At 52.4% G+C, this 25,645-nt stretch carries 24 protein-coding genes; 23 read left to right on the top strand and 1 reads right to left on the bottom strand.

Annotated features, from left to right (window positions below; translation table 11 throughout):
• Nucleotides 1-8: 8 nt before the first annotated feature.
• From pgm to aroE, 8 genes are all read left to right on the top strand, one after another.
• Nucleotides 9-1,649, top strand: a complete 1,641-nt coding sequence (pgm, locus tag DW47_RS0115285) for a phosphoglucomutase (alpha-D-glucose-1,6-bisphosphate-dependent) (RefSeq protein WP_029687307.1) — start codon at nucleotides 9-11, stop codon at nucleotides 1,647-1,649.
• A 142-nt stretch (nucleotides 1,650-1,791) separates the two neighbouring features.
• A complete protein-coding gene (locus DW47_RS0115280; protein ID WP_152473190.1) occupies nucleotides 1,792-2,595 on the top strand; it encodes a YbgA family protein in 804 nt (267 codons plus the stop codon).
• Complete coding sequence (gene phrB, locus DW47_RS0115275; protein WP_029687305.1) at nucleotides 2,592-4,034, top strand: deoxyribodipyrimidine photo-lyase; 1,443 nt, start codon at nucleotides 2,592-2,594, stop codon at nucleotides 4,032-4,034. Before DW47_RS0115280 ends, phrB begins: the two co-directional genes overlap by 4 nt.
• A gap of 8 nt (nucleotides 4,035-4,042) precedes the next feature.
• Complete coding sequence (locus DW47_RS0115270; protein ID WP_029687303.1) at nucleotides 4,043-4,786, top strand: type 2 GTP cyclohydrolase I; 744 nt, start codon at nucleotides 4,043-4,045, stop codon at nucleotides 4,784-4,786.
• A gap of 220 nt (nucleotides 4,787-5,006) precedes the next feature.
• On the top strand, nucleotides 5,007-5,663 hold the full coding sequence (gene pxpB / locus DW47_RS0115265) for a 5-oxoprolinase subunit PxpB (protein ID WP_029687302.1): 657 nt from the start codon (nucleotides 5,007-5,009) through the stop codon (nucleotides 5,661-5,663).
• The gene (gene pxpC / locus DW47_RS0115260; protein WP_029687301.1) at nucleotides 5,657-6,586 is read left to right on the top strand and encodes a 5-oxoprolinase subunit PxpC; all 930 of its coding nucleotides are present in this window, start codon (nucleotides 5,657-5,659) and stop codon (nucleotides 6,584-6,586) included. The genes pxpB and pxpC overlap by 7 nt, the downstream gene beginning before the upstream one ends.
• Nucleotides 6,583-7,317 (top strand): 5-oxoprolinase subunit PxpA, encoded by a 735-nt coding sequence (pxpA, locus tag DW47_RS0115255; RefSeq protein WP_029687300.1) that lies wholly within the window; start codon nucleotides 6,583-6,585, stop codon nucleotides 7,315-7,317. The genes pxpC and pxpA overlap by 4 nt, the downstream gene beginning before the upstream one ends.
• 135 nt (nucleotides 7,318-7,452) lie before the next feature.
• Nucleotides 7,453-8,307, top strand: coding sequence for a shikimate dehydrogenase (gene aroE, locus DW47_RS0115250; RefSeq protein ID WP_029687299.1), 855 nt, complete (start codon nucleotides 7,453-7,455; stop codon nucleotides 8,305-8,307).
• A 51-nt stretch (nucleotides 8,308-8,358) separates the two neighbouring features.
• On the opposite strand, the gene DW47_RS0115245 is transcribed toward aroE, so the two are convergent.
• Complete coding sequence (locus DW47_RS0115245; RefSeq protein ID WP_029687298.1) at nucleotides 8,359-9,642, bottom strand: citrate synthase; 1,284 nt, start codon at nucleotides 9,640-9,642, stop codon at nucleotides 8,359-8,361.
• 580 nt (nucleotides 9,643-10,222) lie between these two features.
• Here DW47_RS0115245 and sdhC point away from each other — a divergent pair.
• From sdhC to tolR, 15 genes are all read left to right on the top strand, one after another.
• Nucleotides 10,223-10,612: a succinate dehydrogenase cytochrome b556 subunit gene (gene sdhC / locus DW47_RS0115240; RefSeq protein ID WP_029687297.1), complete on the top strand. Its 390-nt coding sequence runs from the start codon at nucleotides 10,223-10,225 to the stop codon at nucleotides 10,610-10,612.
• A complete protein-coding gene (gene sdhD / locus DW47_RS0115235; RefSeq protein ID WP_029687296.1) occupies nucleotides 10,606-10,953 on the top strand; it encodes a succinate dehydrogenase membrane anchor subunit in 348 nt (115 codons plus the stop codon). The genes sdhC and sdhD overlap by 7 nt, the downstream gene beginning before the upstream one ends.
• Nucleotides 10,954-12,720 (top strand): succinate dehydrogenase flavoprotein subunit, encoded by a 1,767-nt coding sequence (gene sdhA, locus DW47_RS0115230; protein ID WP_029687295.1) that lies wholly within the window; start codon nucleotides 10,954-10,956, stop codon nucleotides 12,718-12,720.
• 17 nt (nucleotides 12,721-12,737) lie between these two features.
• Nucleotides 12,738-13,451 carry a succinate dehydrogenase iron-sulfur subunit gene (locus tag DW47_RS0115225; protein WP_029687294.1) on the top strand — a complete coding sequence of 238 codons (714 nt, stop codon included), beginning with the start codon at nucleotides 12,738-12,740 and terminating at the stop codon, nucleotides 13,449-13,451.
• A gap of 382 nt (nucleotides 13,452-13,833) precedes the next feature.
• A complete protein-coding gene (gene sucA / locus DW47_RS0115220) occupies nucleotides 13,834-16,641 on the top strand; it encodes a 2-oxoglutarate dehydrogenase E1 component (protein WP_029687293.1) in 2,808 nt (935 codons plus the stop codon).
• Between the two features lie 15 nt (nucleotides 16,642-16,656).
• Complete coding sequence (gene odhB / locus DW47_RS0115215) at nucleotides 16,657-17,874, top strand: 2-oxoglutarate dehydrogenase complex dihydrolipoyllysine-residue succinyltransferase (RefSeq protein WP_029687292.1); 1,218 nt, start codon at nucleotides 16,657-16,659, stop codon at nucleotides 17,872-17,874.
• Between the two features lie 66 nt (nucleotides 17,875-17,940).
• On the top strand, nucleotides 17,941-19,107 hold the full coding sequence (gene sucC / locus DW47_RS0115210) for an ADP-forming succinate--CoA ligase subunit beta (RefSeq protein ID WP_029687291.1): 1,167 nt from the start codon (nucleotides 17,941-17,943) through the stop codon (nucleotides 19,105-19,107).
• The gene (gene sucD / locus DW47_RS0115205; RefSeq protein WP_029687290.1) at nucleotides 19,107-19,982 is read left to right on the top strand and encodes a succinate--CoA ligase subunit alpha; all 876 of its coding nucleotides are present in this window, start codon (nucleotides 19,107-19,109) and stop codon (nucleotides 19,980-19,982) included. The genes sucC and sucD overlap by 1 nt, the downstream gene beginning before the upstream one ends.
• 740 nt (nucleotides 19,983-20,722) lie before the next feature.
• The gene (cydA, locus tag DW47_RS0115200; protein WP_029687289.1) at nucleotides 20,723-22,291 is read left to right on the top strand and encodes a cytochrome ubiquinol oxidase subunit I; all 1,569 of its coding nucleotides are present in this window, start codon (nucleotides 20,723-20,725) and stop codon (nucleotides 22,289-22,291) included.
• 16 nt (nucleotides 22,292-22,307) lie between these two features.
• Nucleotides 22,308-23,447 carry a cytochrome d ubiquinol oxidase subunit II gene (gene cydB, locus DW47_RS0115195; RefSeq protein WP_029687288.1) on the top strand — a complete coding sequence of 380 codons (1,140 nt, stop codon included), beginning with the start codon at nucleotides 22,308-22,310 and terminating at the stop codon, nucleotides 23,445-23,447.
• 13 nt (nucleotides 23,448-23,460) lie between these two features.
• The gene (gene cydX, locus DW47_RS17160) at nucleotides 23,461-23,565 is read left to right on the top strand and encodes a cytochrome bd-I oxidase subunit CydX (RefSeq protein ID WP_071846664.1); all 105 of its coding nucleotides are present in this window, start codon (nucleotides 23,461-23,463) and stop codon (nucleotides 23,563-23,565) included.
• Nucleotides 23,565-23,864 carry a cyd operon YbgE family protein gene (locus tag DW47_RS0115185; protein ID WP_029687287.1) on the top strand — a complete coding sequence of 100 codons (300 nt, stop codon included), beginning with the start codon at nucleotides 23,565-23,567 and terminating at the stop codon, nucleotides 23,862-23,864. Before cydX ends, DW47_RS0115185 begins: the two co-directional genes overlap by 1 nt.
• A gap of 242 nt (nucleotides 23,865-24,106) precedes the next feature.
• Nucleotides 24,107-24,511 carry a tol-pal system-associated acyl-CoA thioesterase gene (ybgC, locus tag DW47_RS0115180; RefSeq protein WP_029687286.1) on the top strand — a complete coding sequence of 135 codons (405 nt, stop codon included), beginning with the start codon at nucleotides 24,107-24,109 and terminating at the stop codon, nucleotides 24,509-24,511.
• On the top strand, nucleotides 24,508-25,194 hold the full coding sequence (gene tolQ / locus DW47_RS0115175; RefSeq protein WP_029687283.1) for a Tol-Pal system protein TolQ: 687 nt from the start codon (nucleotides 24,508-24,510) through the stop codon (nucleotides 25,192-25,194). The genes ybgC and tolQ overlap by 4 nt, the downstream gene beginning before the upstream one ends.
• Before the next feature lie 14 nt (nucleotides 25,195-25,208).
• Complete coding sequence (gene tolR, locus DW47_RS0115170) at nucleotides 25,209-25,637, top strand: colicin uptake protein TolR (protein WP_029687282.1); 429 nt, start codon at nucleotides 25,209-25,211, stop codon at nucleotides 25,635-25,637.
• The last annotated feature ends 8 nt before the right edge of the window (nucleotides 25,638-25,645 follow it).

Raw genomic sequence — 25,645 nt, 5'->3', positions numbered from 1 at the left:
AAACGGCAATGGCCAGCCACCCAAGAGCCGGAAAACCGGCTCAGCAGAGCGATCTGATTAACATCGCTCAACTGACATCACAATATTATGTCCTTAAACCGGATCTGTCCGACAGTGACCATGCGGTCAAATTCGGTACCTCCGGACACCGTGGCAGTGCTTCCCGTTACAGCTTTAATGAGACACATATTCTGGCTATTGCGCAGGCAATCGCCGAAGAGCGTCAGAAAAACGGGATCACAGGCCCTTGCTACATCGGTAAAGATACCCATGCCCTGTCCGAACCGGCGATGATTTCGGTGCTGGAAGTCCTGACTGCCAACGGCGTGCAGGTCATTGTTCAGCAGGACAACGGCTATACGCCGACCCCGGCAATCTCTAACGCTATCCTCGAGCATAATAAACACAGCCAGCAATTGGCGGACGGTATTGTGATTACCCCTTCCCATAATCCACCGGAAGATGGGGGCATCAAGTACAATCCGCCAAATGGTGGCCCTGCAGACACCAATGTTACCAAAGTGGTCGAAGCGCGGGCTAACCAATTGATCCAAGATGGCCTGAAAGAGGTGAAACGCTTTACGCTATCACAAGCCGAAACTAGCGGTTTGATCATCAGCAAAGATCTGATCCAGCCTTATGTGGAAGGTTTAGCTGAAGTCATCGATTTTGAGGCGATCAAAAAAGCGAATCTGACCCTGGGTGTTGATCCGTTAGGTGGCTCTGGTATTGCCTATTGGCAGCGGATTGCTGAGCATTATCAGCTGAATATCACGCTGGTCAATGATGCTATCGATCAGACTTTCCGCTTTATGCATCTCGATAAAGACGGTGCTATCCGTATGGATTGCTCCTCTGAATCGGCGATGGCAGGTCTGCTGGCGTTGCGTGAACAGTTTGATTTGGCCTTCGCCAACGACCCTGACTATGACCGCCATGGTATCGTCACCCCAGCTGGTCTGATGAACCCGAACCACTATCTGGCGGTTGCCATCAGCTATCTGTTCCGTCACCGTCCACAATGGGGCGATGAGGTTGCGGTCGGTAAAACCCTAGTGTCCAGTGCCATGATTGACCGTGTGGTTGCTGATCTGGGACGTAAACTGGTGGAAGTCCCGGTAGGCTTCAAATGGTTCGTCGATGGGCTGTTTGATGGCAGCTTCGGTTTCGGCGGCGAAGAGAGCGCCGGTGCCTCCTTCTTGCGTTTCGATGGCACCCCGTGGTCGACCGATAAAGACGGTATCATTATGTGCCTGCTGGCGGCAGAGATCACCGCCGTGACCGGACTCAACCCGCAGCAGCACTATGACGCACTGGCCGCGAAATTTGGCTCACCCAGCTATAACCGTATTCAGGCCTCTGCCACCAGTGCGCAGAAGGCCGCGCTCTCTAAACTCTCCCCAGAGATGGTCAGCGCAGAAACCCTGGCCGGTGACCCGATTACTGCCCGTCTGACCGCAGCACCTGGCAATGGCGCAGCGATTGGCGGCCTGAAAGTGATGACGGAAAATGGCTGGTTCGCCGCCCGTCCGTCCGGCACTGAAGACGCCTATAAAATTTACTGTGAGAGCTTCCTCGGTGCAGAGCATCGCGAAAAAATCGAGAAAGAAGCGGTGGATATCGTCAGCGAAGTGCTGAAAAACGCCTAATCTCTCTACCCAGTCAAACGAGGGGTGCCGTCAGGTGCCCCTTTTTATGCACAAAATAGCAGATAATTCTGGCTCTCTGCCCCTTCCTGGGAGGGCTGCTATACTCTAAACTTGTACAAGTTTTAAAATAAGGTACAGGTTTATGTCACAGTTTCCTCAGATAGCAGTACCCGGAGAACCCCTTTCTACACGGGGCATGGCCTCACTGGCAGCCAATTTGCCACCGGAGTTTCGTTTGCAGACACTGCCTATGTCGGCGTTTCGTAAGCAGCTTACGCCATCGGCGTCACAGCTCAATGCCCTCAATTCACGGCAGAAATTGCTGCGTTGGCCGGTCAGTGGCATCGTTCTGCCGTGCGCTGACAGCAGTGAGGTACTGGAAGCCGAGGTACAACACTCTGAGGAAGACCTGCCGGTGATCACCGAACAGGCACTCTCTTCGCCGCAGTCTCGTCAGCAGTTTATTGAGGCGGTTTCCGCACGGACAGAGTTTGATGCCGTCTGTGCCGATGGCTGTAGCGCCCACGATTTGATCCGTTTTCACAGTCGCTACAAATACCTGCTGCTGTCTCACTCGCAGCCACTATACCGCGAGCTGGGCCCCTTGGTCGCTGACATGGCGTCTTGGCCTTCACCGGCTGCCTTTGCCCTGATGTACCGCCATAAATTAATGGCGCTGTTGCGCTGTCCGCCAACCCGCGAGAATCACACTAATGTGTTGATGCATATCCAAGGGTATTTCCGTCCCCACCTTAGCGGTGAACAGCGTCAAGCGCTGGCGGCAACCATTGATCGTTTTCGATTAGGGGAGCTACCGTTATCTGTGCCGATTGCGGCCTTGAAAGCCTGTTTGGCAGAGTTTCCCCATGAATGGATCGCCTCACAGCGCTACCTGTTCCCTTATCTGTCGTCTGAGGCCGATAAAACGTCTGTGGAGGAAGAATGAAAACTCATCTTGTCTGGCTGAGGAATGACCTCCGTACCTTGGATAATCCGGCCCTGTATGCAGCCTGTCAGGATCCGCAAGCACGGGTCATCGCACTGTTTATCCCCACTGTCAGTCAGTGGCAGCAGCACGGTATGGCGGGTAGGCAGGCGGCGTTTATTCGCGATGGCTTACGCCTACTCAGTGAAGAGCTTCAGCATCTCGGGGTGCCGCTGCTGATCCGTGAAGCAGAGATGTTCAATGATAGTATTGAAGTACTGTATCAAGTGGTGGAGCAGTTTCAGGTTAATGCCTTGTTCTACAACTATCAGTATGAACTGAATGAGCATCAGCGTGACCGCCAGGCTGAGCAAAAATTGAATGAGCAGGGCATTGCTTGCCAAGGGTTTCATGATGGCACCCTAGTGCCCCCCGGCTCGGTACTTACCGGTAAAGGCACCATGTATCATGTCTACACACCGTTCAGTAAAGCACTGGCAGCGAAGTTACGTCAGGAACTCCCCGAGTGCTACCCGGCACCGCAAGGGCGTACTGCACCGAAAGATATCAGTGCCGATAAGGTGCCTGATTTTACGCCAATGGCGGAACATTATGATCAACAGCTGTTCCCGGCAGGGGCACGAGAAGCCTTGCGCCGCCTGCGAGAATTCAGCCTGCACAATGCTGCCGACTATGATAAGCAGCGGGATATTCCGGCCAAAAAAGGAACCAGCGAGTTATCTCCGTATCTGGCTACTGGTCAGCTATCGGCCCGTCAATGTCTGCACCGTATTTTACGGGATAACCCCGATGCACTCAGCGGCGGTAAAGGCGCAGTGTGGTTGAACGAGATTTTTTGGCGCGAATTTTATCGGCATTTGCTGGTGGCTCATCCCCGCTTGTGCCGTCATCAGCCTTATACCGACTGGACCCGTCATATTGAGTGGCGCAAGGATAAAAAGCATTTGTCCGCTTGGCAGCAAGGAAAAACCGGTTATCCGATTGTCGATGCCGCCATGAAACAGTTGAACACCACCGGCTGGATGCATAACCGCCTGCGGATGATTGTCGCCAGCTTTCTGGTAAAAGATCTGCTGATCGACTGGCGGGAAGGGGAGCGTTACTTTATGTCACAGTTGCTGGACGGCGACTTAGCCGCCAACAACGGTGGCTGGCAATGGGCAGCTTCAACCGGCACCGATGCCGCCCCCTATTTCCGTATCTTTAATCCCCAATTGCAGGGCGAACGTTTTGACCCTGAAGGGGAGTTTATCCGTCGTTGGATCCCTGAGTTGGATCAAGTTCCGGGTAAAGCTATCCATGACCCTTGGACATGGGCGAAAAAGCATCAGGTTACGCTGGATTACCCGCAACCGGTTGTCGAACACAAAAAGGTGCGTCAAACTACGTTGCAGGCCTATGAGGCCGCCCGTAAGCAAGGTCAGAACTCAGAGGAATAACAGTACTGATGAACAATATCCAGTTAGAAGCCGTCATTAATCAACAACTGAACAGCAAAACTTTCAGTGATTACGCCCCTAATGGTCTGCAGGTCGAGGGTCGCCCGGAGGTACAGAAAATTGTTACCGGCGTGACTGCCTGTCAGGCATTACTTGACGAAGCCGTCAGGCTGAAGGCAGATGCGGTGATCGTTCATCATGGTTACTTCTGGAAAAATGAAGCGCCGCAAATCACTGGTATGAAACGCCAGCGTCTGCGCACCCTGTTGAGCCACGATATCAACCTTTATGGCTGGCATCTTCCGCTGGATGCACATCCGCAGTTAGGCAACAACGCACAATTGGCGGCGCTGCTAGGTATTCACGTGCAGGGAGAGATTGCCCCGCTGGTACCCTATGGCCGTCTGGATCAGCCGCTGGATGGCGCTGCTTTCGGCCATCTTATTGAGCAGAAATTGGGACGTAAACCGCTGTGGTGTGGCGATAATGCCCCGCAAAAGATTGAGCGGATTGCTTGGTGTACTGGGGGCGGACAGGGCTTTATCGATGAGGCCGCTGACTTCGGGGTGGACGCCTTTATCACCGGTGAAGTCTCGGAGAAAACCATTCATGTTGCCCGTGAGCGTAGCCTTCACTTCTATGCCGCTGGCCACCATGCCACTGAGCGTGGCGGTGTACGAGCTCTGGGAGAATGGTTGGCAGCGGAACAGGGCCTTAACGTGACCTTTGTCGATATTGATAACCCAGCGTAATGCGACTGTTATGGTCTCTGCCTCATCCGCCGCACAGTGGCGGATGATCGCTATATTGCCTCACTGAACTTCCCACCAAAAGATATTTCATTTTCAGTTAATTATTAAAAATGTTGACACAAAACCTGTCGTTACGGATAACGGTAGAGACAAACTTGTGTGCGAAAAGCACCGATTCAGGTAATCGCCCTGAAGGGCGAGGGTTGTACGGAGACAGGTTGTGCAGCAAATCAAATACTATATGTTGGGAGAGCAGGCACTGGTCATGGAGTTATCTCCACCGGTCACCTTGGCCTCGCAGCAAAAAATTTGGGGATTGGTACGCCGACTTGGTAGCCAACCGCAGGTGCGTCAGGCTATTCCGGGTATGAATAATCTGACCGTGATCCTCTGGGATATTCCGGCAGATGCTGAACAGGCTCTGGATCAGCTTCGCCGTGACTGGGAGGGGAGCAGTGCGGATATTCCTGAGTCCCGCACCATTGATGTGCCAGTAATTTACGGTGGCGACGGCGGTCCGGACCTGCAGGAGGTGGCACGCCACAGTCAACTGAGCCCCTCTCAGGTGGTGGAGTTACACAGCAGCGGCCAGTATACGGTCTATTTTATCGGCTTCCAGCCGGGCTTCCCTTACATGGCGGGACTCAACCCGAAAATTCACTGCCCGCGTCGCGCTGAACCGCGTGTTGCTGTGCCTGCAGGCAGTGTAGGGATTGGTGGCAGTCAGACCGGAATTTATCCATTGCCGACTCCCGGGGGCTGGCAGCTGATTGGCCTCGCATCAGTACCGCTGTTTTCCCCTGAACGTGACCCGGCGGTGTTACTGGCACCGGGGGACACTGTGCGTTTTGTCCCGCAAAAGGAGGGCCAATGCTAACGCTCCTTCGGGCCGGAATGGCCACTTCCGTTCAAGATGCCGGACGTTTCAGTTATGGGCAATCGGGTGTCAGCCTCAGCGGCGTACTGGATTTACCGGCGATGAAAACCGCTAACTTATTGGTCGGCAACCCAGAAAGCAGCGCAGTACTGGAAATCACCTTCGGACAGTGTCGTTTTCGTTTTGAACGTGACAGTTGGTTTGCACTGACTGGAGCTGGCTGTCAGGCCGAATTGGACGGTGCGACGGTCTGGACGGGCTGGCGGACCTTTGCCCGCGCCGGGCAGGTATTGACCCTGACCCGGGCTATCCGTGGTGTCCGCAGTTATCTGGCGATTAACGGTGGCTTTGACTTGCCGCAGGTGATGGACTCCTGCAGCACCGATCTCAAAGCCGGATTCGGTGGCTGGCAAGGGCGATACCTCAAAGACGGCGACAGTTTGCCATTACATCCCGCGACGCGGCGTTTTTCGGCTTCTGTTGGCGTCCGCCAGTTATTGTGGGGGAACCGGGTCAGGGTGATCCCTGGACCGGAATACCATGAATTTAGCGCCGAATCACAGCAGGCCTTCTGGCGCACCGGTTGGGTCCTCTCCACACAAAGTAACCGCATGGGTTACCGCCTGCAGGGACGCCAACTCCATCGCCCCGAAGGCCGAGAGCTATTATCCCATGCCGTGTTGCCTGGCACTATTCAGGTGACCAACGGTGGGCAACCGGTGGTACTGATGGCGGATGCCCAGACGACCGGGGGCTATCCGCGGATCGGATCGGTGATCGCCAGTGATCTGTATCATCTGGCACAGATCCGTCCGGGAGAGCCGATCCACTTTGTCCACTGCACCTTGCAGCAGGCCCGTGAGGCCAAGCAGCACCAGCAACATGTACTTGATATGATGAAATGGGGGCTTTCAGAGTCATGAAGATTGATTTAAACGCCGATTTGGGTGAGGGCGCAAGTGGCGACCAGCAACTGTTACAACTGGTGAGCTCAGCCAATATCGCCTGTGGCTTCCATGCGGGCGATGCGCTGACCATGCTACAGTCTGTGCGCTGGGCAAAACAGTACGGGGTCAGTATTGGGGCCCATCCATCCTTTCCGGATCGGCAGAATTTCGGACGTACTGCCATGACATTGCCACCGGAGGAGGTTTATGCGCAGCAACTCTATCAGATTGGTGCACTACAGCAGATTGCCGTCAGCGAGGGAATGACCTTAGCCCATGTTAAACCTCACGGTATGCTCTACAACCAGGCAGCGGTAGAACCACAGCTGGCGGATGCGATCGCCGCCGCGATCCATGCTGCCAATCCATCACTGGTACTGGTGGGACTGGCGGGCAGTGAACTGATCACTGCCGGTCAGCGTTATGGTCTAGTCACCCGCGAGGAAGTGTTCGCTGACCGTGGATATACCGCCTCGGGACAACTGGTGGCACGCAGTCAGCCCGGTGCGCTGCTTAGCGATAGTGCGCAGGCGATAGCGCAAACACTGAGTATGGTGAAGCACGGTGAAGTCCGCGCCATTAGCGGAGAAACCGTCAAGGTCAATGCACAAACGGTTTGTCTGCACGGTGATGGCGAGCATGCCCTGGAGTTCGCCCGTCATTTACGTGATGCGTTCAGCCGCGAAAAGATCGACGTTACTGCCTAACAGGGCTCCCTGCTCCCGGTTTCGTCTGAGCGCGTGACCGGGAAATATTATGATTCATAATATAAAATTTCGGTTGGTTGACAGGGTGACTATTCTGTTTAAGGCTTAAAGAAGTTTCTCAACAAGGAGTTTCTGATGGCCGAACAAGAAAATTTTCTTAGTGAACTGACCGGATCTTTCTCATCCCCCTGTTCCGAAAACCCCACGGTTGCCGTAATGGAAGCCGCCTACCAGCACCAAAATATTCCCGCCCGCTATATCAACTGTGATGTCGGTAAAGCGCAGTTACAGGCCGCTGTGGCCGGCGCTAAAGCCATGGGCTGGCGTGGCTTCAACTGCTCTATCCCGAATAAACAGGCGATCATTGAGTATATTGATGAGTTAGGCACCTCCGCCAAAGTGATCGGTGCCGTCAACTGTGTGATTATTCGTGACGGTAAACTGATTGGTGAGAATACTGACGGTAAAGGATTTGTTGAAGCGCTGATTGAACAGATTGATATTAACGATAAATCTTTATCGCTGCTCGGTGCTGGTGGCGCGGCGCGGGCGATTGCGGTGGAATCCGCCTTAGCCGGAGCAAAATCGATCACCATTATTAACCGAGATAAAGAGAAGGGCCAGGCACTGGCCGATCTGATCAAAGACAATACGTCCGCAGATGCCCATTTTGTCCACTGGACGCCGGGGATCAGCATTGCTGAAGACCAAGACATTTTGGTAAATGCCACCTCTGTTGGCTTAGACGATGCTGAAGCGATGCCGGAAATTGATGCGAATAGCCTGCGATCTGCGCTGTTTGTCGCCGATGTGATCCCTAACCCGCCACAGACCCGTTTGTTGCGCTTAGCAGAGGAGAAAGGCTGTCGCACCCTCAATGGGCTGAATATGCTGGTTAACCAAGGTGCACTCAACCTGACTTACTGGTTTGAGGTGGAGGCCGATAAGGCGCCGATGCGCAAGGTTCTTGAGGACTTATTCACCGGATAACGTGGCCGGACGGTGACAGACTGAAGGTGCCTGCAGGCACCTTCATAAAGGTTATTCAGATAGGTTTGAGGTAAATTCACGCTCGTTATAGCCGGTATACAACTGACGTGGTCGGGCGATTTTCATACCTTCTTCATGCATTTCAATCCAATGAGCAATCCAGCCAACGGTCCGAGCCATGGCGAAAATGACCGTAAACATTGAGGTCGGGATACCCATTGCTTTGAGGATCAAACCGGAATAGAAATCTACGTTTGGATAGAGTTTGCGCTCGATAAAGTAAGGGTCATTGAGGGCGATATGCTCAAGCTCCATGGCCACTTCCAGCAGATCATCTTTCATATCCAATTCTTTAAGGACTTCGTGGCAGGTTTCCCGCATCACAGTGGCCCGCGGATCGTAGTTTTTGTAGACGCGGTGACCGAAGCCCATCAGGCGGAAAGAGTCATTTTTGTCTTTGGCGCGGCGGATAAATTCAGGGATATGCTCAACAGTCTGGATCTCTTCAAGCATGTGCAGGGTCGCTTCGTTAGCACCGCCATGGGCCGGCCCCCAAAGAGAGGCGATCCCTGCGGCGATACAGGCGAACGGATTGGCACCAGAAGAGCCTGCCGTTCTCACGGTCGAGGTTGACGCATTTTGCTCGTGATCCGCATGCAGGATAAGGATACGGTCCATGGCTTTTTCCAACACAGGATTGACCACATACTCTTCGCAAGGGGTGGCAAACATCATATGCAGAAAGTTTCCGGCATAGGAAAGATTATTCTTCGGATACACGAACGGCTGGCCGAGGGAATACTTGTAACACATGGCTGCTACCGTTGGCATTTTTGACAGTAAACGGAAAGCGGCGATTTCACGGTGGCGTTCATTGTTCACGTCCAATGAGTCATGATAGAAGGCAGCCAGTGCCCCAGTGACGCCGCACATTACTGCCATCGGGTGTGAATCGCGGCGGAAACCGTGGAACAACCGAGTAATCTGCTCATGGACCATGGTATGACGGGTTACCGTGGTGCGGAAGTTTTCATACTGTTCAACAGTCGGGGTTTCCCCGTACAGTAGGATATAACAGACTTCGAGGTAGTTAGAATGGGTCGCTAACTGTGAGATAGGATAGCCGCGATGCAACAGGATACCGGCGTCACCGTCGATAAAGGTGATCTTCGATTCGCAGGAGGCGGTCGAGGTATAGCCCGGGTCAAAAGTGTATAACCCACTGTTTCCCAAAGTACGAACATCCACTACCTGCTGACCCAATGTCCCTTCTAGAACATCGAGGACTAACGGCTCTGCACCGTCATGAGTCAGCGTTACTTTCTTGTCTGTCATTTTGGTCTCCTTTAGCGTCGGCAGGTATGCCGCAAACGCCAAATTATGCGTGTTACTCGCTTTTTAAAAAACAGGCACAACTTACCACTCTGTATAACAACGCCAGCCATCCTCTGTGCCGACAAAGTCAATGACATTGCGTCTGTCTGCTGACATTTGGGGTTCAGTTATCATTGCCTTAGCATTTTCTTCCCCAATCAGTTATATAACTTACAGGTCTGGGAAAGTCTATCCCCGTCGCCTAAGCTATCATAATGGTAATACCATCGCATTTGTGAAATATATGTTTTATTTATGTAAAATCGAGGCAAGGCGCGGCATGATGTGCTTATATCGTGATGCGGATCACTATTTTGGCGAAAGATGACCAAACAATTTGTAGGTCAATTGTAATCAGAATGTGATCTCCCTATACTCGCAATAGGTCTCCGGAAATCCTGTGATCAGGAGCCACCCAGCGTTTTTACCCGTCATTTAACACTGGATGTGACTGAACTGGTTTCGTGAAAGTCAGAGAAGTGATGCAGATTTTTGCGTTTCCGGCAGGGCCGGAGGAAGCTAAAATAATAAAGAGCTGTGTGTGGGCAAAATCGTGAAAAAACAAAGACCTGTCAATCTGGATCTGTCGACGATCCGCTTTCCCGTGACGGCAATAGCCTCTATCCTCCACCGTATCAGCGGTGTGATTACGTTTGCTGCCGTCGGTATTCTGCTTTGGTTACTCGGACTTTCTCTCTCTTCCCCTGAGGGGTTTCAACAAGCATCGGCCATTTTTAGCAATCTGTTTGTCAAACTGATCCTGTGGGGCATTGTCACCGCACTGGCCTATCATATTGTCGGCGGTATCCGTCATTTGCTGATGGAAACTGGCGTACTTGATGAAACACTGGCCGCGGGGCAACGTTCTGCAAAAGCATCTTTTATTATCACGATCGTACTAGCGGTTCTGGCGGGGGTTTTAGTATGGTAAACAGCGCATCAGCACTGGGGCGTAACGGTATTCATGACTGGTTACTGCTACGGGGCGCAGCCATCGTGATTGCCCTCTACGTGTTCTTTATTATTGGCTTCTTGATCATTTCAGGGCCACTCACTTATCAGAGTTGGCACGGCTTTTTCTCCCACACCTTTACGCGGGTATTTACCCTGCTGACCTTACTGTCAATTTTGGTCCATGCCTGGATCGGCTTATGGCAAGTACTGACAGATTATATTAAGCAAGTGGCAGTGCGCCTAGTATTACAGGGCCTGATCGTCGTGGCGTTACTGACGTATGTCCTTTATGGAACCATTATTGTGTGGGGTGTGTAAATGAGTTTGCCGGTCAGAGAGTTTGACGCTGTAGTTATCGGGGCGGGTGGTGCAGGTATGCGCGCAGCCTTACAGATTTCTCAGTCAGGACAGAGTTGTGCATTGTTGTCGAAAGTGTTTCCTACCCGTTCACATACTGTATCCGCGCAAGGGGGGATTACCGTTGCCCTCGGCAATACCCATGAAGATAACTGGGAATGGCATATGTACGACACCGTAAAAGGGTCGGATTACATCGGTGATCAGGATGCCATTGAATATATGTGTAAAACCGGCCCAGAAGCGATTTTGGAACTGGAACATATGGGGCTGCCATTCTCCCGCCTTGACGATGGCCGGGTCTATCAGCGCCCATTTGGTGGACAATCTAAGAATTTTGGCGGTGAGCAGGCAGCCCGTACTGCGGCCGCCGCCGACCGTACCGGTCATGCGTTACTGCATACCCTTTATCAGCAAAACCTAAAAAACAAAACCACCATTTTCTCAGAATGGTATGCACTGGATCTGGTGAAGAATACCGATGGCGCCGTTGTCGGCTGTACTGCGCTGTGCATCGAAACCGGTGAAGTGGTCTATTTCAAAGCCAAAGCCACCATCCTAGCGACCGGCGGTGCCGGACGTATTTATCAGTCGACCACTAATGCCCATATCAATACCGGCGACGGTGTCGGTATGGCGCTGCGGGCAGGCGTCCCGGTGCAGGATATGGAAATGTGGCAGTTTCACCCGACCGGCATCGCCGGAGCCGGGGTACTGGTGACCGAAGGTTGCCGAGGGGAAGGCGGCTACCTGCTGAACAAACACGGTGAGCGCTTTATGGAGCGTTACGCGCCGAACGCCAAAGATTTGGCAGGTCGTGATGTGGTAGCCCGCTCGATGATGATCGAAATTCGTGAAGGCCGTGGCTGTGACGGTCCTTGGGGACCACATATCAAGCTGAAGCTGGATCACTTAGGCAAAGAGGTACTGGAATCTCGCTTACCTGGCATCCTCGAGTTATCGCGGACCTTTGCCCATGCGGATCCGATTAAGGAACCGATTCCGGTGATCCCAACCTGTCACTATATGATGGGTGGTATTCCGACTCGTGTCACAGGTCAGGCGTTAACGGTCGATGAACAGGGCAACGATGTGGTGATCCCAGGTCTATTCGCCGTAGGGGAGATTGCCTGTGTATCGGTGCACGGTGCGAATCGCCTCGGCGGAAACTCGTTGCTGGATCTGGTGGTCTTTGGACGTGCTGCGGGCCTACACCTGCTGGAGTGTATCGAACAGCAGGGTCCACTGGTCGATGCCACGGATGATCAGATCGCGGCGGCAATGGCCCGTTATCACCGCTGGGATAACAACACCTCTGGCGAAGATCCAACGGAGATCCGTAAAGCCTTACAGAAATGCATGCAGCACAATTTCTCGGTGTTCCGCGAAGGGGACGCCATGGCCAAAGGGTTAGAAGAACTGAAACAGATCCGTGAGCGTTTGAAATTTGCGCGGCTGGATGACCGCTCACCGGACTTCAACACCCAGCGAGTGGAATGCCTGGAGCTGGATAACCTGATGGAAACCGCTTATGCCACAGCAGTGGCGGCCAACTACCGTACCGAGAGTCGCGGGGCGCACAGTCGCTTCGATTACCCTGATCGCGATGATGAAAACTGGTTATGCCACAGCCTCTACTTACCGCAATCTGAGAGCATGACACGACGCGCTGTCAATATGCAGCCTACTTTACGCGCGGCATTCCCGCCAAAAGTACGCACCTATTAACCGGCGGAGAGAGACTGATGAAATTAGAATTTTCGCTGTACCGTTACAATCCAGAAACCGATGATGCGCCGCGCATGCAGGATTATACCCTGGAGGCGGAAGACGGCCGCGATATGATGCTGCTGGATGCGCTGATCCTATTGAAAGAGCAGGATCCTACTCTCGCGTTTCGTCGCTCCTGCCGTGAAGGGGTCTGTGGATCTGATGGCCTTAATATGAACGGTAAAAACGGGCTGGCCTGTATCACCCCGGTTTCTGCACTGCAGGGTAAAGGCAAAATTGTTATCCGGCCGTTACCGGGGCTGCCAGTGATCCGCGACCTGGTGGTCGATATGGGGCAGTTTTATGCTCAGTATGAAAAAATTAAACCTTTTCTGCAGAACAATGATCCTCATCCGCCGGCGCGGGAAAACTTGCAATCCCCAGAGCAGCGGGCGCATCTGGATGGATTGTACGAGTGTATCCTCTGCGCCTGTTGCTCAACCTCTTGTCCGTCATTTTGGTGGAATCCGGACAAATTTATCGGCCCGGCTGGGCTGTTGGCCGCTTACCGCTTCCTGATAGACAGCCGTGACAGTGAAACCGATGCACGTTTGGATGATCTCGGCGATGCCTTCAGTGTGTTCCGCTGTCACAGCATCATGAACTGTGTCAGTGTCTGTCCAAAGGGGCTTAACCCGACCAAGGCCATTGGTCACATTAAATCAATGTTGCTGCAACGTAATGCGTAAGGCCCTTGCCGGGAAGGGAAGCCTTCCCGGCAGAGTCTGCAGTCTCTGGTAAAGCCCTTTGACGTTGTGACAGCCAGAGGTTTTTACCAGGGATTCGCCCGGTCAGTGGGATAACATCCGTGACAGGGTGTGGTGAATAACGTGATTCTTACGTGTTAATGTCACCCTGTTTAATGATATAAAACAAGGCGATGATGCTTTCCGGCAACGTGAAAACTGCCCGTTAATCTAGGCACAGGCAGGGTAAGCAGGGGCACAGAATCCATTGAGACACTGGAAATTCTGCGACGGGAGTCTTAGCGGGCTCAACCACTGTCCCGGAACATCCGTATAAACAGCAACAATAACTACGAAAAGCATGAATAATGCTTAAGGGATCACCATGCAGAACAGCGCAATGAAGCCCTGGCTGGACTCCTCCTGGCTGGCAGGCGCGAACCAGTCTTATATCGAACAACTGTATGAGGATTTCCTCACTGACCCTGACCAGGTTGACCCTGTCTGGCGTGAGCGCTTCGAGCAGTTTGCAGCCAATGATTTGCGACCGGAACAGTTTCATTCGACAACCCGTGATTACTTCCGTCGGCTGGCGAAAGATTCTGCCCGCTACACCTCTTCGGTCACCGACCCCTCGACCAACTCCCGTCAGGTGCGTGTCCTGCAGCTGATCAACGCCTTCCGCTTTCGTGGTCACCAGGAAGCCCGGCTTGACCCGTTGGGGATTTGGAAACAGGAACCGGTCTCGGATCTGGACCCAGCATTTCACGGCCTGACCGCCGAAGACTTCCAAGAAAGTTTCAATGTCGGTTCCTTTGCCATCGGCAAAGAGACTATGAAACTGGCTGACCTGTATCAGGCCCTAAAGCAGACCTACTGCGGCTCGATTGGTGCTGAATATATGCACATCAATAATACCGAAGAGAAGCGCTGGATCCAGCAGCGACTTGAGTCGGTAGTCGGGCAGGCGAGCTTTACCGCGCAAGAGAAAAAAGGCTTTCTGAAAGAGCTGACTGCTGCAGAAGGGATCGAAAAATACCTCGGTGCTAAATTTCCCGGGGCTAAGCGTTTCTCGCTGGAAGGGGGCGATGCCCTGATCCCGATGCTGCGTGAGATGATCCGCCATAGCGGAAAACACGGTACCCACGAAGTGGTGCTGGGGATGGCCCACCGCGGACGTCTTAATGTACTGATTAACGTGTTGGGTAAAAAGACCCAGGACCTGTTTGACGAGTTTGCTGGGAAACACAAAGAGCACCTTGGTACCGGAGATGTGAAGTATCATATGGGCTTCTCCTCCGATGTGGAAACTGAAGGCGGCCTGGTGCATCTGGCGCTGGCGTTTAACCCCTCGCATCTGGAAATTGTCAGCCCAGTGGTGATGGGCTCGGTGCGTGCGCGTCTTGACCGAGTGGCTGACCGTTCTCATGATCAGGTATTGCCGATCACTATCCACGGTGATGCTGCCGTTACCGGTCAGGGTGTGGTGCAGGAAACCCTCAACATGTCGCAGGCCCGCGGCTACGAAGTAGGCGGTACCGTGCGGATTGTCATCAACAATCAGGTCGGGTTTACCACTTCCAACCCGCTGGATGCCCGATCCACGCCTTACTGTACTGATATCGGTAAAATGGTGCTGGCCCCGATTTTCCACGTCAATGCCGACGACCCGGAAGCAGTGGCTTTTGTTACCCGTCTGGCGCTGGATTTCCGTAACACCTTTAAACGCGATGTGTTTATCGATCTGGTTTGTTATCGCCGTCACGGCCATAACGAAGCGGACGAGCCAAGTGCCACCCAGCCGCTGATGTACAAGAAAATCAAAAAGCATCCGACGCCGCGTAAGATCTATGCCGACCGCCTACTGGAAAGTGGCGTCATCAGCAGTGCTGATGCTACTGAGATGGTTAACCTGTATCGTGATGCATTGGATGCCGGTGAATGCGTGGTCGAAGAGTGGCGGCCGATGTCCTTAAATTCTTACACTTGGTCTCCGTATCTCAATCATGACTGGGATGAAAGTTATCCGGCGCAGGTCAAAATGTCCCGTTTGCAGGAGTTGGCCCGCCGTATCAGCCATATTCCGCAGGGCATTGAGGCGCAATCGAGGGTGGCGAAAATCTATCGTGACCGTGAAGAGATGGCGGAAGGTACCAAACTGTTCGACTGGGGCGGGGCAGAAAACCTCGCCTATGCCACCTTGGTTGACGAAGGCATTCCTATCCGTCTCTCCGGTGAAGACACTGGCCGCGGGACCTTTTTCCACCGTCATGCAGTGATACATAACCAGACAAACGGCTCGACCTACACGCCGCTACAACATATCCATTCCGGGCAAGGTGATTTTAAAGTCTGGGATTCGGTGTTGTCTGAAGAGGCGGTACTGGCCTTTGAATACGGGTATGCCACCGCGGCGCCGCGAACCCTGACCATTTGGGAAGCGCAATTTGGCGATTTTGCCAACGGTGCCCAGGTGGTTATCGATCAGTTTATCAGCTCTGGTGAACAGAAATGGGGACGGATGTGTGGCCTAGCGATGTTACTGCCGCATGGTTACGAAGGTCAGGGGCCAGAGCACTCTTCTGCACGCTTGGAGCGGTATCTGCAACTCTGTGCAGAGCAGAATATGCAGGTCTGTGTCCCGTCAACGCCGGCTCAGGTCTACCATATGCTACGCCGTCAGGCGTTGCGCGGAATGCGTCGTCCGCTGATTGTCATGTCACCAAAATCATTACTGCGTCATCCTCTAGCGGTGTCCAGCCTCGAAGAACTGGCAAACGGCCATTTCTTACCGGCTATCGGGGAAATTGACGATCTGCTGCCGGAAAATGTCCGTCGTGTAGTGATGTGTGCCGGTAAGGTCTATTACGATCTATTGGAGCAGCGCCGCAAAAATAACCAGCAAGATGTGGCGATCATCCGTATTGAACAGCTGTACCCGTTCCCGCACCAAGTGGTGCAAGAAATACTGGCACCTTACGCCCACGTTACTGACTTTGTCTGGTGTCAAGAAGAGCCACTGAATCAGGGGGCTTGGTACTCCAGTCAGCATAATTTCCGTGAAGTGGTCTCGCAGGGAGCCTCCCTGCGCTATGCCGGTCGTCCAGCTTCGGCCTCACCGGCGGTGGGCTATATGTCGGTTCACCAGCAACAGCAACAACAGCTGGTCAATGATGCGCTGAACGTTGATTGATTATAAGGATAAATAATGAGTAGCTTAGAAATTCTCGTTCCCGATTTGCCGGAATCTGTTGCCGATGCCACCGTGGCAACATGGCATAAAAAACCGGGCGATAGCGTCCAGCGTGATGAAGTGCTGGTGGAAATCGAAACTGATAAAGTGATCCTTGAAGTGCCGGCCATTGCCGACGGCATCCTCGAAGCCGTTCTAGAAGAAGAAGGGGCGACGGTAGTATCACGTCAACTGCTGGGACGTCTGTCAGAAGGTGACAGCAGCGGTAAGGCATCAGCGATCAAACCGGAGCCACAAGAAACGACCCCCGCTCAGCGCCAGACTGGCTCCCTTGAAGAAGAGTCAAATGATGCCCTCAGCCCGGCGATCCGCCGTCTGATTGCTGAACATTCACTGGATGCTACCAAGATCACCGGTACCGGTGTCGGCGGCCGTCTGACCCGCGAAGATGTTGAAAAACACCTTGCTGCGCAGGCCAAACCGGCCACGCCCCCTGCGGCACCGGCTGCAAGCGATGCGCCAGCATTAAGCAACCGTAGCGAAAAACGGGTGCCAATGACCCGTTTACGTAAGCGGGTCGCGGAACGTCTGCTGGAAGCCAAAAACAGTACGGCCATGTTGACCACCTTCAATGAGGTCAACATGAAACCGATCATGGATCTCAGAAAGCAGTACGGTGAAGCCTTCGAAAAACGCCATGGTGTGCGTCTTGGCTTTATGTCCTTCTACCTGAAAGCGGTAGTCGAAGCCCTGAAACGTTTCCCAGAAGTGAATGCGTCTATCGATGGTGAGGATGTGGTTTACCACAACTACTTTGATATCAGCATCGCAGTGTCGACACCACGCGGGCTAGTGACGCCGGTGCTTAAAGATGTCGATGCATTGAGCATGGCGGATATCGAGAAGAAAATTAAAGAGCTGGCGGTTAAAGGCCGTGACGGCAAACTGACGGTGGAAGAATTGACCGGCGGTAACTTTACCATCACCAACGGCGGTGTGTTCGGTTCGCTGATGTCGACACCGATTATCAACCCACCACAAAGCGCCATTCTCGGGATGCATGCCATCAAAGATCGTCCAATGGCCGTTGACGGCCAGGTGGTGATCCTGCCGATGATGTATCTCGCTCTCTCTTACGATCACCGTCTGATTGATGGTCGTGAATCTGTCGGATATCTGGTCGCCATTAAAGAGATGCTTGAAGATCCGACCCGTCTGTTACTGGATGTCTGATTTTGCGCCAGGCGCACTCTGCTGCGCCTGATCTTTATTCTTTTCTGAACTGAATGGAAGAACACCATGAATCTACATGAATATCAGGCAAAACAATTATTTGCCCGGTACGGCTTGCCCGCACCTGTTGGCTATGCCTGCACCACTCCCCGAGAAGCAGAAGAAGCCGCCTCTAAAATCGGCGCCGGTCCTTGGGTGGTGAAGTGCCAGGTCCATGCCGGTGGCCGTGGTAAAGCCGGCGGTGTCAAGGTGGTTAATAGCAAAGAAGCGATCCGTGCTTTCGCGGAAAACTGGCTCGGTAAATCGCTGGTGACCTACCAGACCGACGCCGGTGGTCAGCCCGTCAATCAGATCTTAGTGGAAGCCGCCACCGATATCGCCAGCGAACTCTATTTGGGCGCAGTGGTGGATCGCGGTAGCCGACGTGTCGTCTTTATGGCCTCTACCGAAGGTGGCGTGGAAATCGAAAAGGTGGCGGAAGAAAGCCCACACCTGATCCACAAAATTGCCATCGACCCACTCACTGGTCCTATGCCTTATCAGGGACGTGAACTGGCATTTAAACTGGGTCTCAGCGGTAAGCAGGTCAGTCAGTTCGCCAAAATTTTTATGGGATTAGCGACCCTGTTCTTAGAGCGTGATCTAGCACTGGTGGAAATTAACCCGCTGGTGATCACCAAAACCGATGACCTGATCTGTTTGGACGGCAAACTGAGCATCGACAGTAATGCGCTGTTCCGTCAGCCGGAATTGCGTGAAATGCATGACCCAAGCCAGGAAGATGCCCGTGAAGCCCAAGCGGCACACTGGGAACTGAACTATGTGGCCCTAGAAGGCAATATCGGTTGTATGGTCAATGGCGCCGGTCTGGCGATGGGGACCATGGACATTGTTAAACACCATGGTGGTCAGCCAGCAAACTTCCTCGATGTGGGGGGGGGAGCCACCAAAGAGCGTGTGACCGAAGCCTTTAAAATTATTCTCTCCGACGATGCGGTAAAAGCCGTGTTTGTGAATATCTTCGGGGGCATTGTCCGCTGTGACCTGATTGCTGATGGCATTATCGGTGCGGTGGAAGAGGTCGGGGTGAGTGTTCCGGTGGTGGTACGTCTCGAAGGAAATAATGCCGAATTGGGCGCGTCAAGGTTGGCGGAAAGTGGGCTGAACATTATTGCAGCCACCAGTCTCAGTGATGCAGCACAGCGTGTGGTTGCCGCAGCGGAGGGCAAATAATGTCAATTCTCATCGATAAAAACACCAAAGTGATCTGTCAGGGTTTTACTGGCGGGCAGGGGACCTTCCACTCTGAACAGGCGCTGGCTTATGGTACCCAACTGGTCGGCGGCGTGACGCCAGGCAAAGGGGGCACTACTCACCTTGGGCTACCTGTGTTTAATACGGTGCGCGAAGCGGTTGAACAGACCGGCGCCACAGCATCGGTGATTTACGTACCGGCACCGTTCTGTAAGGACAGCATCCTCGAAGCCATCGACGCCGGGATACGCTTGATCATTACTATCACCGAAGGGATCCCGACCCTGGATATGCTGACGGTTAAAGTGAAGCTTGAGCAGGCGGGTGTACGGATGATCGGTCCGAACTGCCCGGGCGTGATCACCCCAGGTGAGTGCAAAATCGGCATTATGCCAGGTCACATCCATAAACCGGGCCGTGTGGGTATTGTTTCCCGCTCCGGTACCCTGACCTATGAAGCGGTAAAACAGACCACTGATATCGGTTACGGTCAGTCTACTTGCGTCGGTATCGGTGGAGACCCAATCCCAGGTTCCAGCTTTCTCGATATCTTGGCACTCTTTGAACAGGATCCGCAGACCGAAGCCATTGTAATGATTGGTGAAATCGGCGGCAGTGCAGAAGAAGAAGCCGCCGCGTTTATCAAAGAGCATGTTACTAAACCGGTGGTCAGCTATATCGCGGGTGTCACGGCGCCAAAAGGTAAACGTATGGGCCATGCTGGTGCCATTATCGCCGGGGGTAAGGGTACCGCAGATGAGAAGTTTGCAGCACTGGAAGCGGCTGGGGTAAAAACCGTCCACAGCTTGGCCGATATTGGTGATGCCGTTAAGGCAGTATTACCGGCCAAATAATCAGATCTCTTTTCTGTCTAAAGACCATCGCTTTATCGCGATGGTCTTTTTTAACTGAACCGCGTAACCGCTAATTAATACCACGACTAACTCCACCACATTACCACTGTTATTTGATAAAACAATTAGGCAGATAATGTTTCCGGTAACAGTATGGAGGGTACCGTTTTGATATTTTCCGAATTGTGAAATAAATGTTTTCTAAATAGTGTAATAGCGGTTAGTATCACTCCAACTACGGAGAGTATTGCTTCTCACCCGTGCGCGTCACTTCCAATCGTTGTCTGGCTACAACACGACCTCCTCCCCCTTCACTATTGCTGCCAACGTCTGTAGGGCAGGGCATCAGCCCATTGCGTCATAGCAAAATTTATTCTACAAAATGACGATTCAGATCAATAAACCGCGAGTTATATCTATTTTATCCACTGGCTATAGATCAGGATTTTGGATTTAATTGTTCTGCGTCAATAAGAGAGTTGTCTATCATTCCTTACTTCACTGAAAAAATTGACAGTGGGTTTTTTTATTACATTTATGTAACTCAAAATATCCCAGCGACCAGGAAATGACACAGTGCACACAGCAACAAAAACGTGATTCTCCGTCACGAGTCAAATTTCTGCTGAAGAAAAGAAAATATAATTCACTGCGACACACACGGCTTATTCTCAGAGTACCTGGCGCAGTAACAGGGTTGATGAAGAGAATGTTTTTATTAAAAAGAGCAAGGAGTCAGGATGTTTGATATCGTCGAACTGTCTCGCCTACAGTTTGCCTTGACTGCAATGTACCACTTTCTGTTTGTGCCACTGACGCTGGGGATGGCGTTTCTGTTGGCAGTAATGGAAACCGTATATGTGCTGAGCGGCAAACAAATCTATAAAGATATGACCAAATTCTGGGGCAAACTTTTCGGGATCAATTTCGCCCTCGGAGTCGCCACGGGTCTGACCATGGAGTTCCAGTTTGGTACCAATTGGTCCTACTACTCCCATTACGTCGGAGATATTTTCGGTGCGCCGTTGGCTATCGAAGGTCTGATGGCGTTTTTCCTTGAATCCACCTTTGTCGGCCTGTTTTTCTTCGGCTGGGATCGCCTAGGTAAAGTTCAGCACCTGACCGTCACTTGGTTAGTGGCCTTGGGCTCCAATATGTCAGCCCTGTGGATCTTGGTAGCTAACGGCTGGATGCAAAACCCGGTCGCGTCGGAATTTAACTTTGAAACTATGCGTATGGAGATGGTCAGTTTCTCGGAACTCATCCTCAACCCAGTGGCTCAAGTTAAATTCGTCCATACCGTCGCGTCTGGCTATACCACCGGTGCCATGTTTATACTCGGTATCAGTGCCTTCTATATGCTGAAAGGTCGCGACATGGCTTTTGCCAAACGCTCCTTCGCGATTGCCGCGAGCTTTGGTATGGCGGCAGTGTTATCGGTGATAGTGCTCGGCGATGAATCTGGCTATGAAATCGGTGATGTGCAAAAAACCAAATTAGCGGCTATCGAAGCTGAATGGGATACCCAACCAGCACCGGCCGCCTTTACTCTGTTTGGTATCCCTGATCAGGATCAGGAAACCAACCATTACTCCATCCAGATCCCTTATTTACTCGGCCTGATTGCCACCCGCTCGGTGGACACGCCGGTGATTGGTCTGAAAGATCTGCTGGCGCAACATGAAGTGCGCATCCGTAATGGTATGAAAGCTTACGCGCTGTTGAATGAATTGCGCAGTGGTAACACTGATCCGGCGGTACGGGCAGCTTTTAACGCCTCTAAGAAAGATCTTGGTTACGGCTTGTTGCTGAAACGCTATACCCCGAATGTCAGTGATGCGACCGATGCCCAGATCCAGATGGCAACTAAAGATTCTATTCCGCGAGTGCTGCCACTCTACTTTGCGTTCCGTATTATGGTGCTGTGTGGTGTGTTATTACTGGCGATCATCGCGCTCTCCTTCTTTAGTGTAGTGCGTAACCGTATCGGTAAATGGCGCTGGTTGCTGAAAGCGGCATTGTGGGGCATTCCTTTACCGTGGATCGCGGTAGAGTCTGGCTGGTTCGTCGCAGAATATGGCCGTCAACCGTGGGCTATCGGTGAAGTATTACCGACCTCCGTGGCGAACTCTTCTTTGACTGCGGGTGATCTGCTGTTCTCCATGGCACTGATTTGCGGACTCTATACGCTGTTCCTGATTGCGGAAATGTATTTGATGTTTAAGTTTGCTCGTCTGGGTCCAAGCAGCCTGAAAACCGGCCGTTATCATCACGAGAAACTGGCTGCATCCTCACAGCCGGCCCAATAATTCAGGAGAACATACAATGTTTGATTATGAAGTATTGCGCTTTGTCTGGTGGTTGCTGGTCGGGGTGCTTTTAATCGGGTTCGCGGTGACTGACGGTTTCGATATGGGGGTTGGCATGCTGACCCGCGTGATCGGTCGTACCGATACCGAACGCCGGATTATGATTAACAGTATCGCCCCGCACTGGGACGGCAACCAAGTATGGCTGATCACGGCAGGGGGCGCATTGTTCGCTGCCTGGCCGACTGTCTATGCGGCTGCCTTCTCTGGCTTTTACATTGCGATGATCCTGGTGTTGGCGTCCCTGTATTTTCGTCCGATTGGCTTTGATTACCGGTCGAAACTGGCAGACAACCGCTGGCGCGGTATGTGGGACTGGGCAATCTTTATCGGTAGCTTTGTTCCGCCGCTGGTGATCGGTGTGGCATTCGGTAACCTGTTGCAGGGTGTCCCTTTCCATATGGATGAATACCTGCGCCTGTTTTATACCGGTAACTTCTTTATGCTGCTCAACCCGTTTGCTCTGTTAGCGGGCATCGTCAGTCTGACCATGATCTTGACGCAAGGCGCGGCCTATTTGCAGATGCGTACCACCGGTGAGCTGCACCTACGTACCCGTACGGTGACCCAGGTTGCTACGCTGGTCATGATGGTCTGCTTCCTACTTGCCGGGATCTGGGTTGCTTACGGTATTGAAGGCTACGTGCTGAAAAGTGTGATTGACCATCATGCGGCCTCTAACCCGCTGGATAAAGAGGTAGCGCGTGAAACCGGTGCTTGGCTGGCAAACTTTAAGGCATCGCCAGTACTGTGGCTGTTCCCGCTGCTGGGCGTGGTCCTGCCACTGTTCACCGTGTTGATGACACGCATGAATAAAGGTGGCTGGGCATTCATCAGCTCATCGCTGACCATTGCTTGCGTGATCATGACCGCCGGTGTGGCTATGTTCCCGTTCATTATGCCTTCAGTGACTAATCCGGGTATGAGCCTAACCATGTGGGATGCAACCTCAAGCTTACGCACGCTGACCACTATGACGTTTGCCGCCATCATCTTTGTACCGATTATTCTGGCCTACACCAGCTGGTGTTACTACAAAATGTTTGGCCGTATCACCAAAGACGATATCGAACGTAACTCTCATTCATTGTACTAAGAGGACGATTATTATGTGGTACTTTGCTTGGATACTGGGCACCCTGCTGGCTTGTTCATTCGGTGTGATGACAGCCCTGGCGCTGGAACATATCACTGACGATCAGGAAGAGATCTGATGTCAGAAATGATCGGCATTTACCGGTTAGCGGATAAGGGCCCTGTACGGGTCCTTTCCCTGTTACTCGCTCTGCTGGTGGCGGGTTGTGTACTGTGGGACCCGTCCCGCCTGGCCATCGTGCCTGAGCCTTATGCTGTTTTATGGGTACTGGCATTAATTTGGGCGGTGTGTAGCGGGGTGATCCACGGCAGTGGTCTACGCTTGCAAACCAGACGCTGGCAGTTGCTGTTTAACCCGTTACCGGGTTTGCTGATTTTACTGGCGGCCGTGTTCTGTTTTTTCTTTAACGGCCATTAGCCGTTATGATGCCCCGTAATACTATGTGCGCGGGGCAGTTTCGTTATTCACTGTCGCAATCCTCCGCGAATAATCCCCTGAACAAAAAGTAAAAAATCTTAAGGCTTTGTCAGCATATCCTGCAAAACCCTGCTGCGGAGTGTCATCAGAAATAATTATTTTCTAAGCTCAGTGTTGTCCCATTCCAAAGGTCAATTCTCTTGCGTATAGTAGGCGGGTTTGAAGCTAATGCTAGGTGCAGCATGAGTCAGTTAAAATTTCAATGGCCGGTCAGGGTCTACTATGAAGATACCGATGCCGGCGGAGTGGTTTACCACGCCAGTTATATTGCCTTCTATGAACGAGCACGTACAGAGGCCTTACGCCAATGCGGCTTTACACAGCAAACGCTGTTAGAACAGCAAGTAGGGTTCGTGGTACGGCGGATGAACGTGGATTTTATTGCTGCCGCACGTCTTGATGACCTTCTTCAGATTGAAAGTGAGGTTGTAGAGATGGGGCGCGCCAGCATGACTTTCCGTCAGCGTATTGTGAATTCACAAGGCAAGGTGATCAATGAAGCTGACGTGCTGATTGCCTGCATTAACATACATCGTATGAAGCCGATTGCGCTTCCTGAATCCATTGTCGCGGAGTTCAAGCAGTGACTGACATGAACATCCTTGATTTGTTCCTGAAGGCCAGCCTTCTGGTCAAATTCATTATGTTGATTTTGATTGTGTTTTCCATTGCCTCTTGGGCAATCATTATTCAGCGTACCCGTATCTTGAATGCTGCTGGCCGTGAAGCCGAAGCCTTTGAAGATAAATTCTGGTCTGGTGTTGATCTCTCTCGTCTCTATCAGGAGAGCCAGGGACGTCGCGATGAGTTGACCGGTTCCGAGCAAATTTTCTATGCGGGCTTTAAAGAGTTTGCCCGTCTGCATCGAGCCAATGGTCATGCACCGGAAGCGGTGGTAGAAGGTGCCAGCCGTGCAATGCGTATCTCCATGAACCGCGAACTGGAAAGCTTGGAAAATCACATTCCTTTCCTGGGCACCGTCGGTTCCATCAGTCCGTATATCGGTCTGTTCGGTACAGTCTGGGGGATTATGCATGCCTTTATCTCCCTCGGCGCTGTAAAACAAGCGACCCTGCAGATGGTTGCGCCAGGTATTGCGGAAGCACTGATCGCAACGGCAATTGGTTTGTTCGCCGCCATCCCTGCGGTAATGGCCTATAACCGGCTTAACCAGCGCGTAAATAAACTGGAGCAGGGTTACGACAACTTTACCGAAGAATTTACCGCAATCCTTCATCGTCAGGCTTTTACCAGCGACAGCTCAAAGTAAGCAGAGGTTGATTTATGGCCAGAACGCGTGGTCGCGCACGTCGCGAGCTGAAGTCTGAGATAAATATCGTACCGCTGCTGGACGTTCTGCTGGTGCTGCTGCTGATCTTTATGGCGACAGCACCGATTATTACCCAGAGCGTAAATGTTGACCTGCCGGATGCGACTGATTCGAAAACAGTGTCGACGGATGATAATCCTCCGATCATTGTTGAAGTTTCCGGGGTAGGGCAGTACAGCATTGTCGCTGATCATCAGCGGATGGATCAGTTACCTCCGGAACAGATTATCAGCGAAGCACAACGGCGTCTTGAGGAAAACCCCAAGGCGGTGTTCTTAATCGGCGGAGCCAAGCAGGTGCCTTATGACGAAATTATCAAGGTACTGAATCTGCTCCATCAGGCAGGTGTTAAATCTGTCGGCCTGATGACGCAACCGATTTAACTTTAATC

This window comes from Tatumella saanichensis (assembly GCF_000439375.1).
GTDB lineage: Bacteria > Pseudomonadota > Gammaproteobacteria > Enterobacterales > Enterobacteriaceae > Tatumella > Tatumella saanichensis.
The sequence above is the reverse complement of the archived record's forward strand: the minus strand, read 5'-3'. Positions and strand labels throughout refer to the sequence as shown.

What these genes read in the sequence shown, in the direction of transcription:
- phrB (WP_029687305.1), top strand. Translation starts at nt 2,592, where the DNA reads ATGAAAACTCATCTTGTCTGGCTGAGGAATGACCTCCGTACCTTGGAT.
- cydA (WP_029687289.1), top strand. Translation starts at nt 20,723, where the DNA reads ATGTTTGATATCGTCGAACTGTCTCGCCTACAGTTTGCCTTGACTGCA.
- pgm (WP_029687307.1), top strand. Translation starts at nt 9, where the DNA reads ATGGCCAGCCACCCAAGAGCCGGAAAACCGGCTCAGCAGAGCGATCTG.
- cydB (WP_029687288.1), top strand. Translation starts at nt 22,308, where the DNA reads ATGTTTGATTATGAAGTATTGCGCTTTGTCTGGTGGTTGCTGGTCGGG.
- sdhA (WP_029687295.1), top strand. Translation starts at nt 10,954, where the DNA reads ATGAGTTTGCCGGTCAGAGAGTTTGACGCTGTAGTTATCGGGGCGGGT.
- sucA (WP_029687293.1), top strand. Translation starts at nt 13,834, where the DNA reads ATGCAGAACAGCGCAATGAAGCCCTGGCTGGACTCCTCCTGGCTGGCA.
- DW47_RS0115270 (WP_029687303.1), top strand. Translation starts at nt 4,043, where the DNA reads ATGAACAATATCCAGTTAGAAGCCGTCATTAATCAACAACTGAACAGC.
- cydX (WP_071846664.1), top strand. Translation starts at nt 23,461, where the DNA reads ATGTGGTACTTTGCTTGGATACTGGGCACCCTGCTGGCTTGTTCATTC.
- pxpA (WP_029687300.1), top strand. Translation starts at nt 6,583, where the DNA reads ATGAAGATTGATTTAAACGCCGATTTGGGTGAGGGCGCAAGTGGCGAC.
- odhB (WP_029687292.1), top strand. Translation starts at nt 16,657, where the DNA reads ATGAGTAGCTTAGAAATTCTCGTTCCCGATTTGCCGGAATCTGTTGCC.
- sucD (WP_029687290.1), top strand. Translation starts at nt 19,107, where the DNA reads ATGTCAATTCTCATCGATAAAAACACCAAAGTGATCTGTCAGGGTTTT.
- DW47_RS0115225 (WP_029687294.1), top strand. Translation starts at nt 12,738, where the DNA reads ATGAAATTAGAATTTTCGCTGTACCGTTACAATCCAGAAACCGATGAT.
- aroE (WP_029687299.1), top strand. Translation starts at nt 7,453, where the DNA reads ATGGCCGAACAAGAAAATTTTCTTAGTGAACTGACCGGATCTTTCTCA.
- ybgC (WP_029687286.1), top strand. Translation starts at nt 24,107, where the DNA reads ATGAGTCAGTTAAAATTTCAATGGCCGGTCAGGGTCTACTATGAAGAT.
- tolR (WP_029687282.1), top strand. Translation starts at nt 25,209, where the DNA reads ATGGCCAGAACGCGTGGTCGCGCACGTCGCGAGCTGAAGTCTGAGATA.
- DW47_RS0115185 (WP_029687287.1), top strand. Translation starts at nt 23,565, where the DNA reads ATGTCAGAAATGATCGGCATTTACCGGTTAGCGGATAAGGGCCCTGTA.
- DW47_RS0115245 (WP_029687298.1), bottom strand. Translation starts at nt 9,642, where the DNA reads ATGACAGACAAGAAAGTAACGCTGACTCATGACGGTGCAGAGCCGTTA.
- DW47_RS0115280 (WP_152473190.1), top strand. Translation starts at nt 1,792, where the DNA reads ATGTCACAGTTTCCTCAGATAGCAGTACCCGGAGAACCCCTTTCTACA.
- pxpC (WP_029687301.1), top strand. Translation starts at nt 5,657, where the DNA reads ATGCTAACGCTCCTTCGGGCCGGAATGGCCACTTCCGTTCAAGATGCC.
- sdhD (WP_029687296.1), top strand. Translation starts at nt 10,606, where the DNA reads ATGGTAAACAGCGCATCAGCACTGGGGCGTAACGGTATTCATGACTGG.
- sucC (WP_029687291.1), top strand. Translation starts at nt 17,941, where the DNA reads ATGAATCTACATGAATATCAGGCAAAACAATTATTTGCCCGGTACGGC.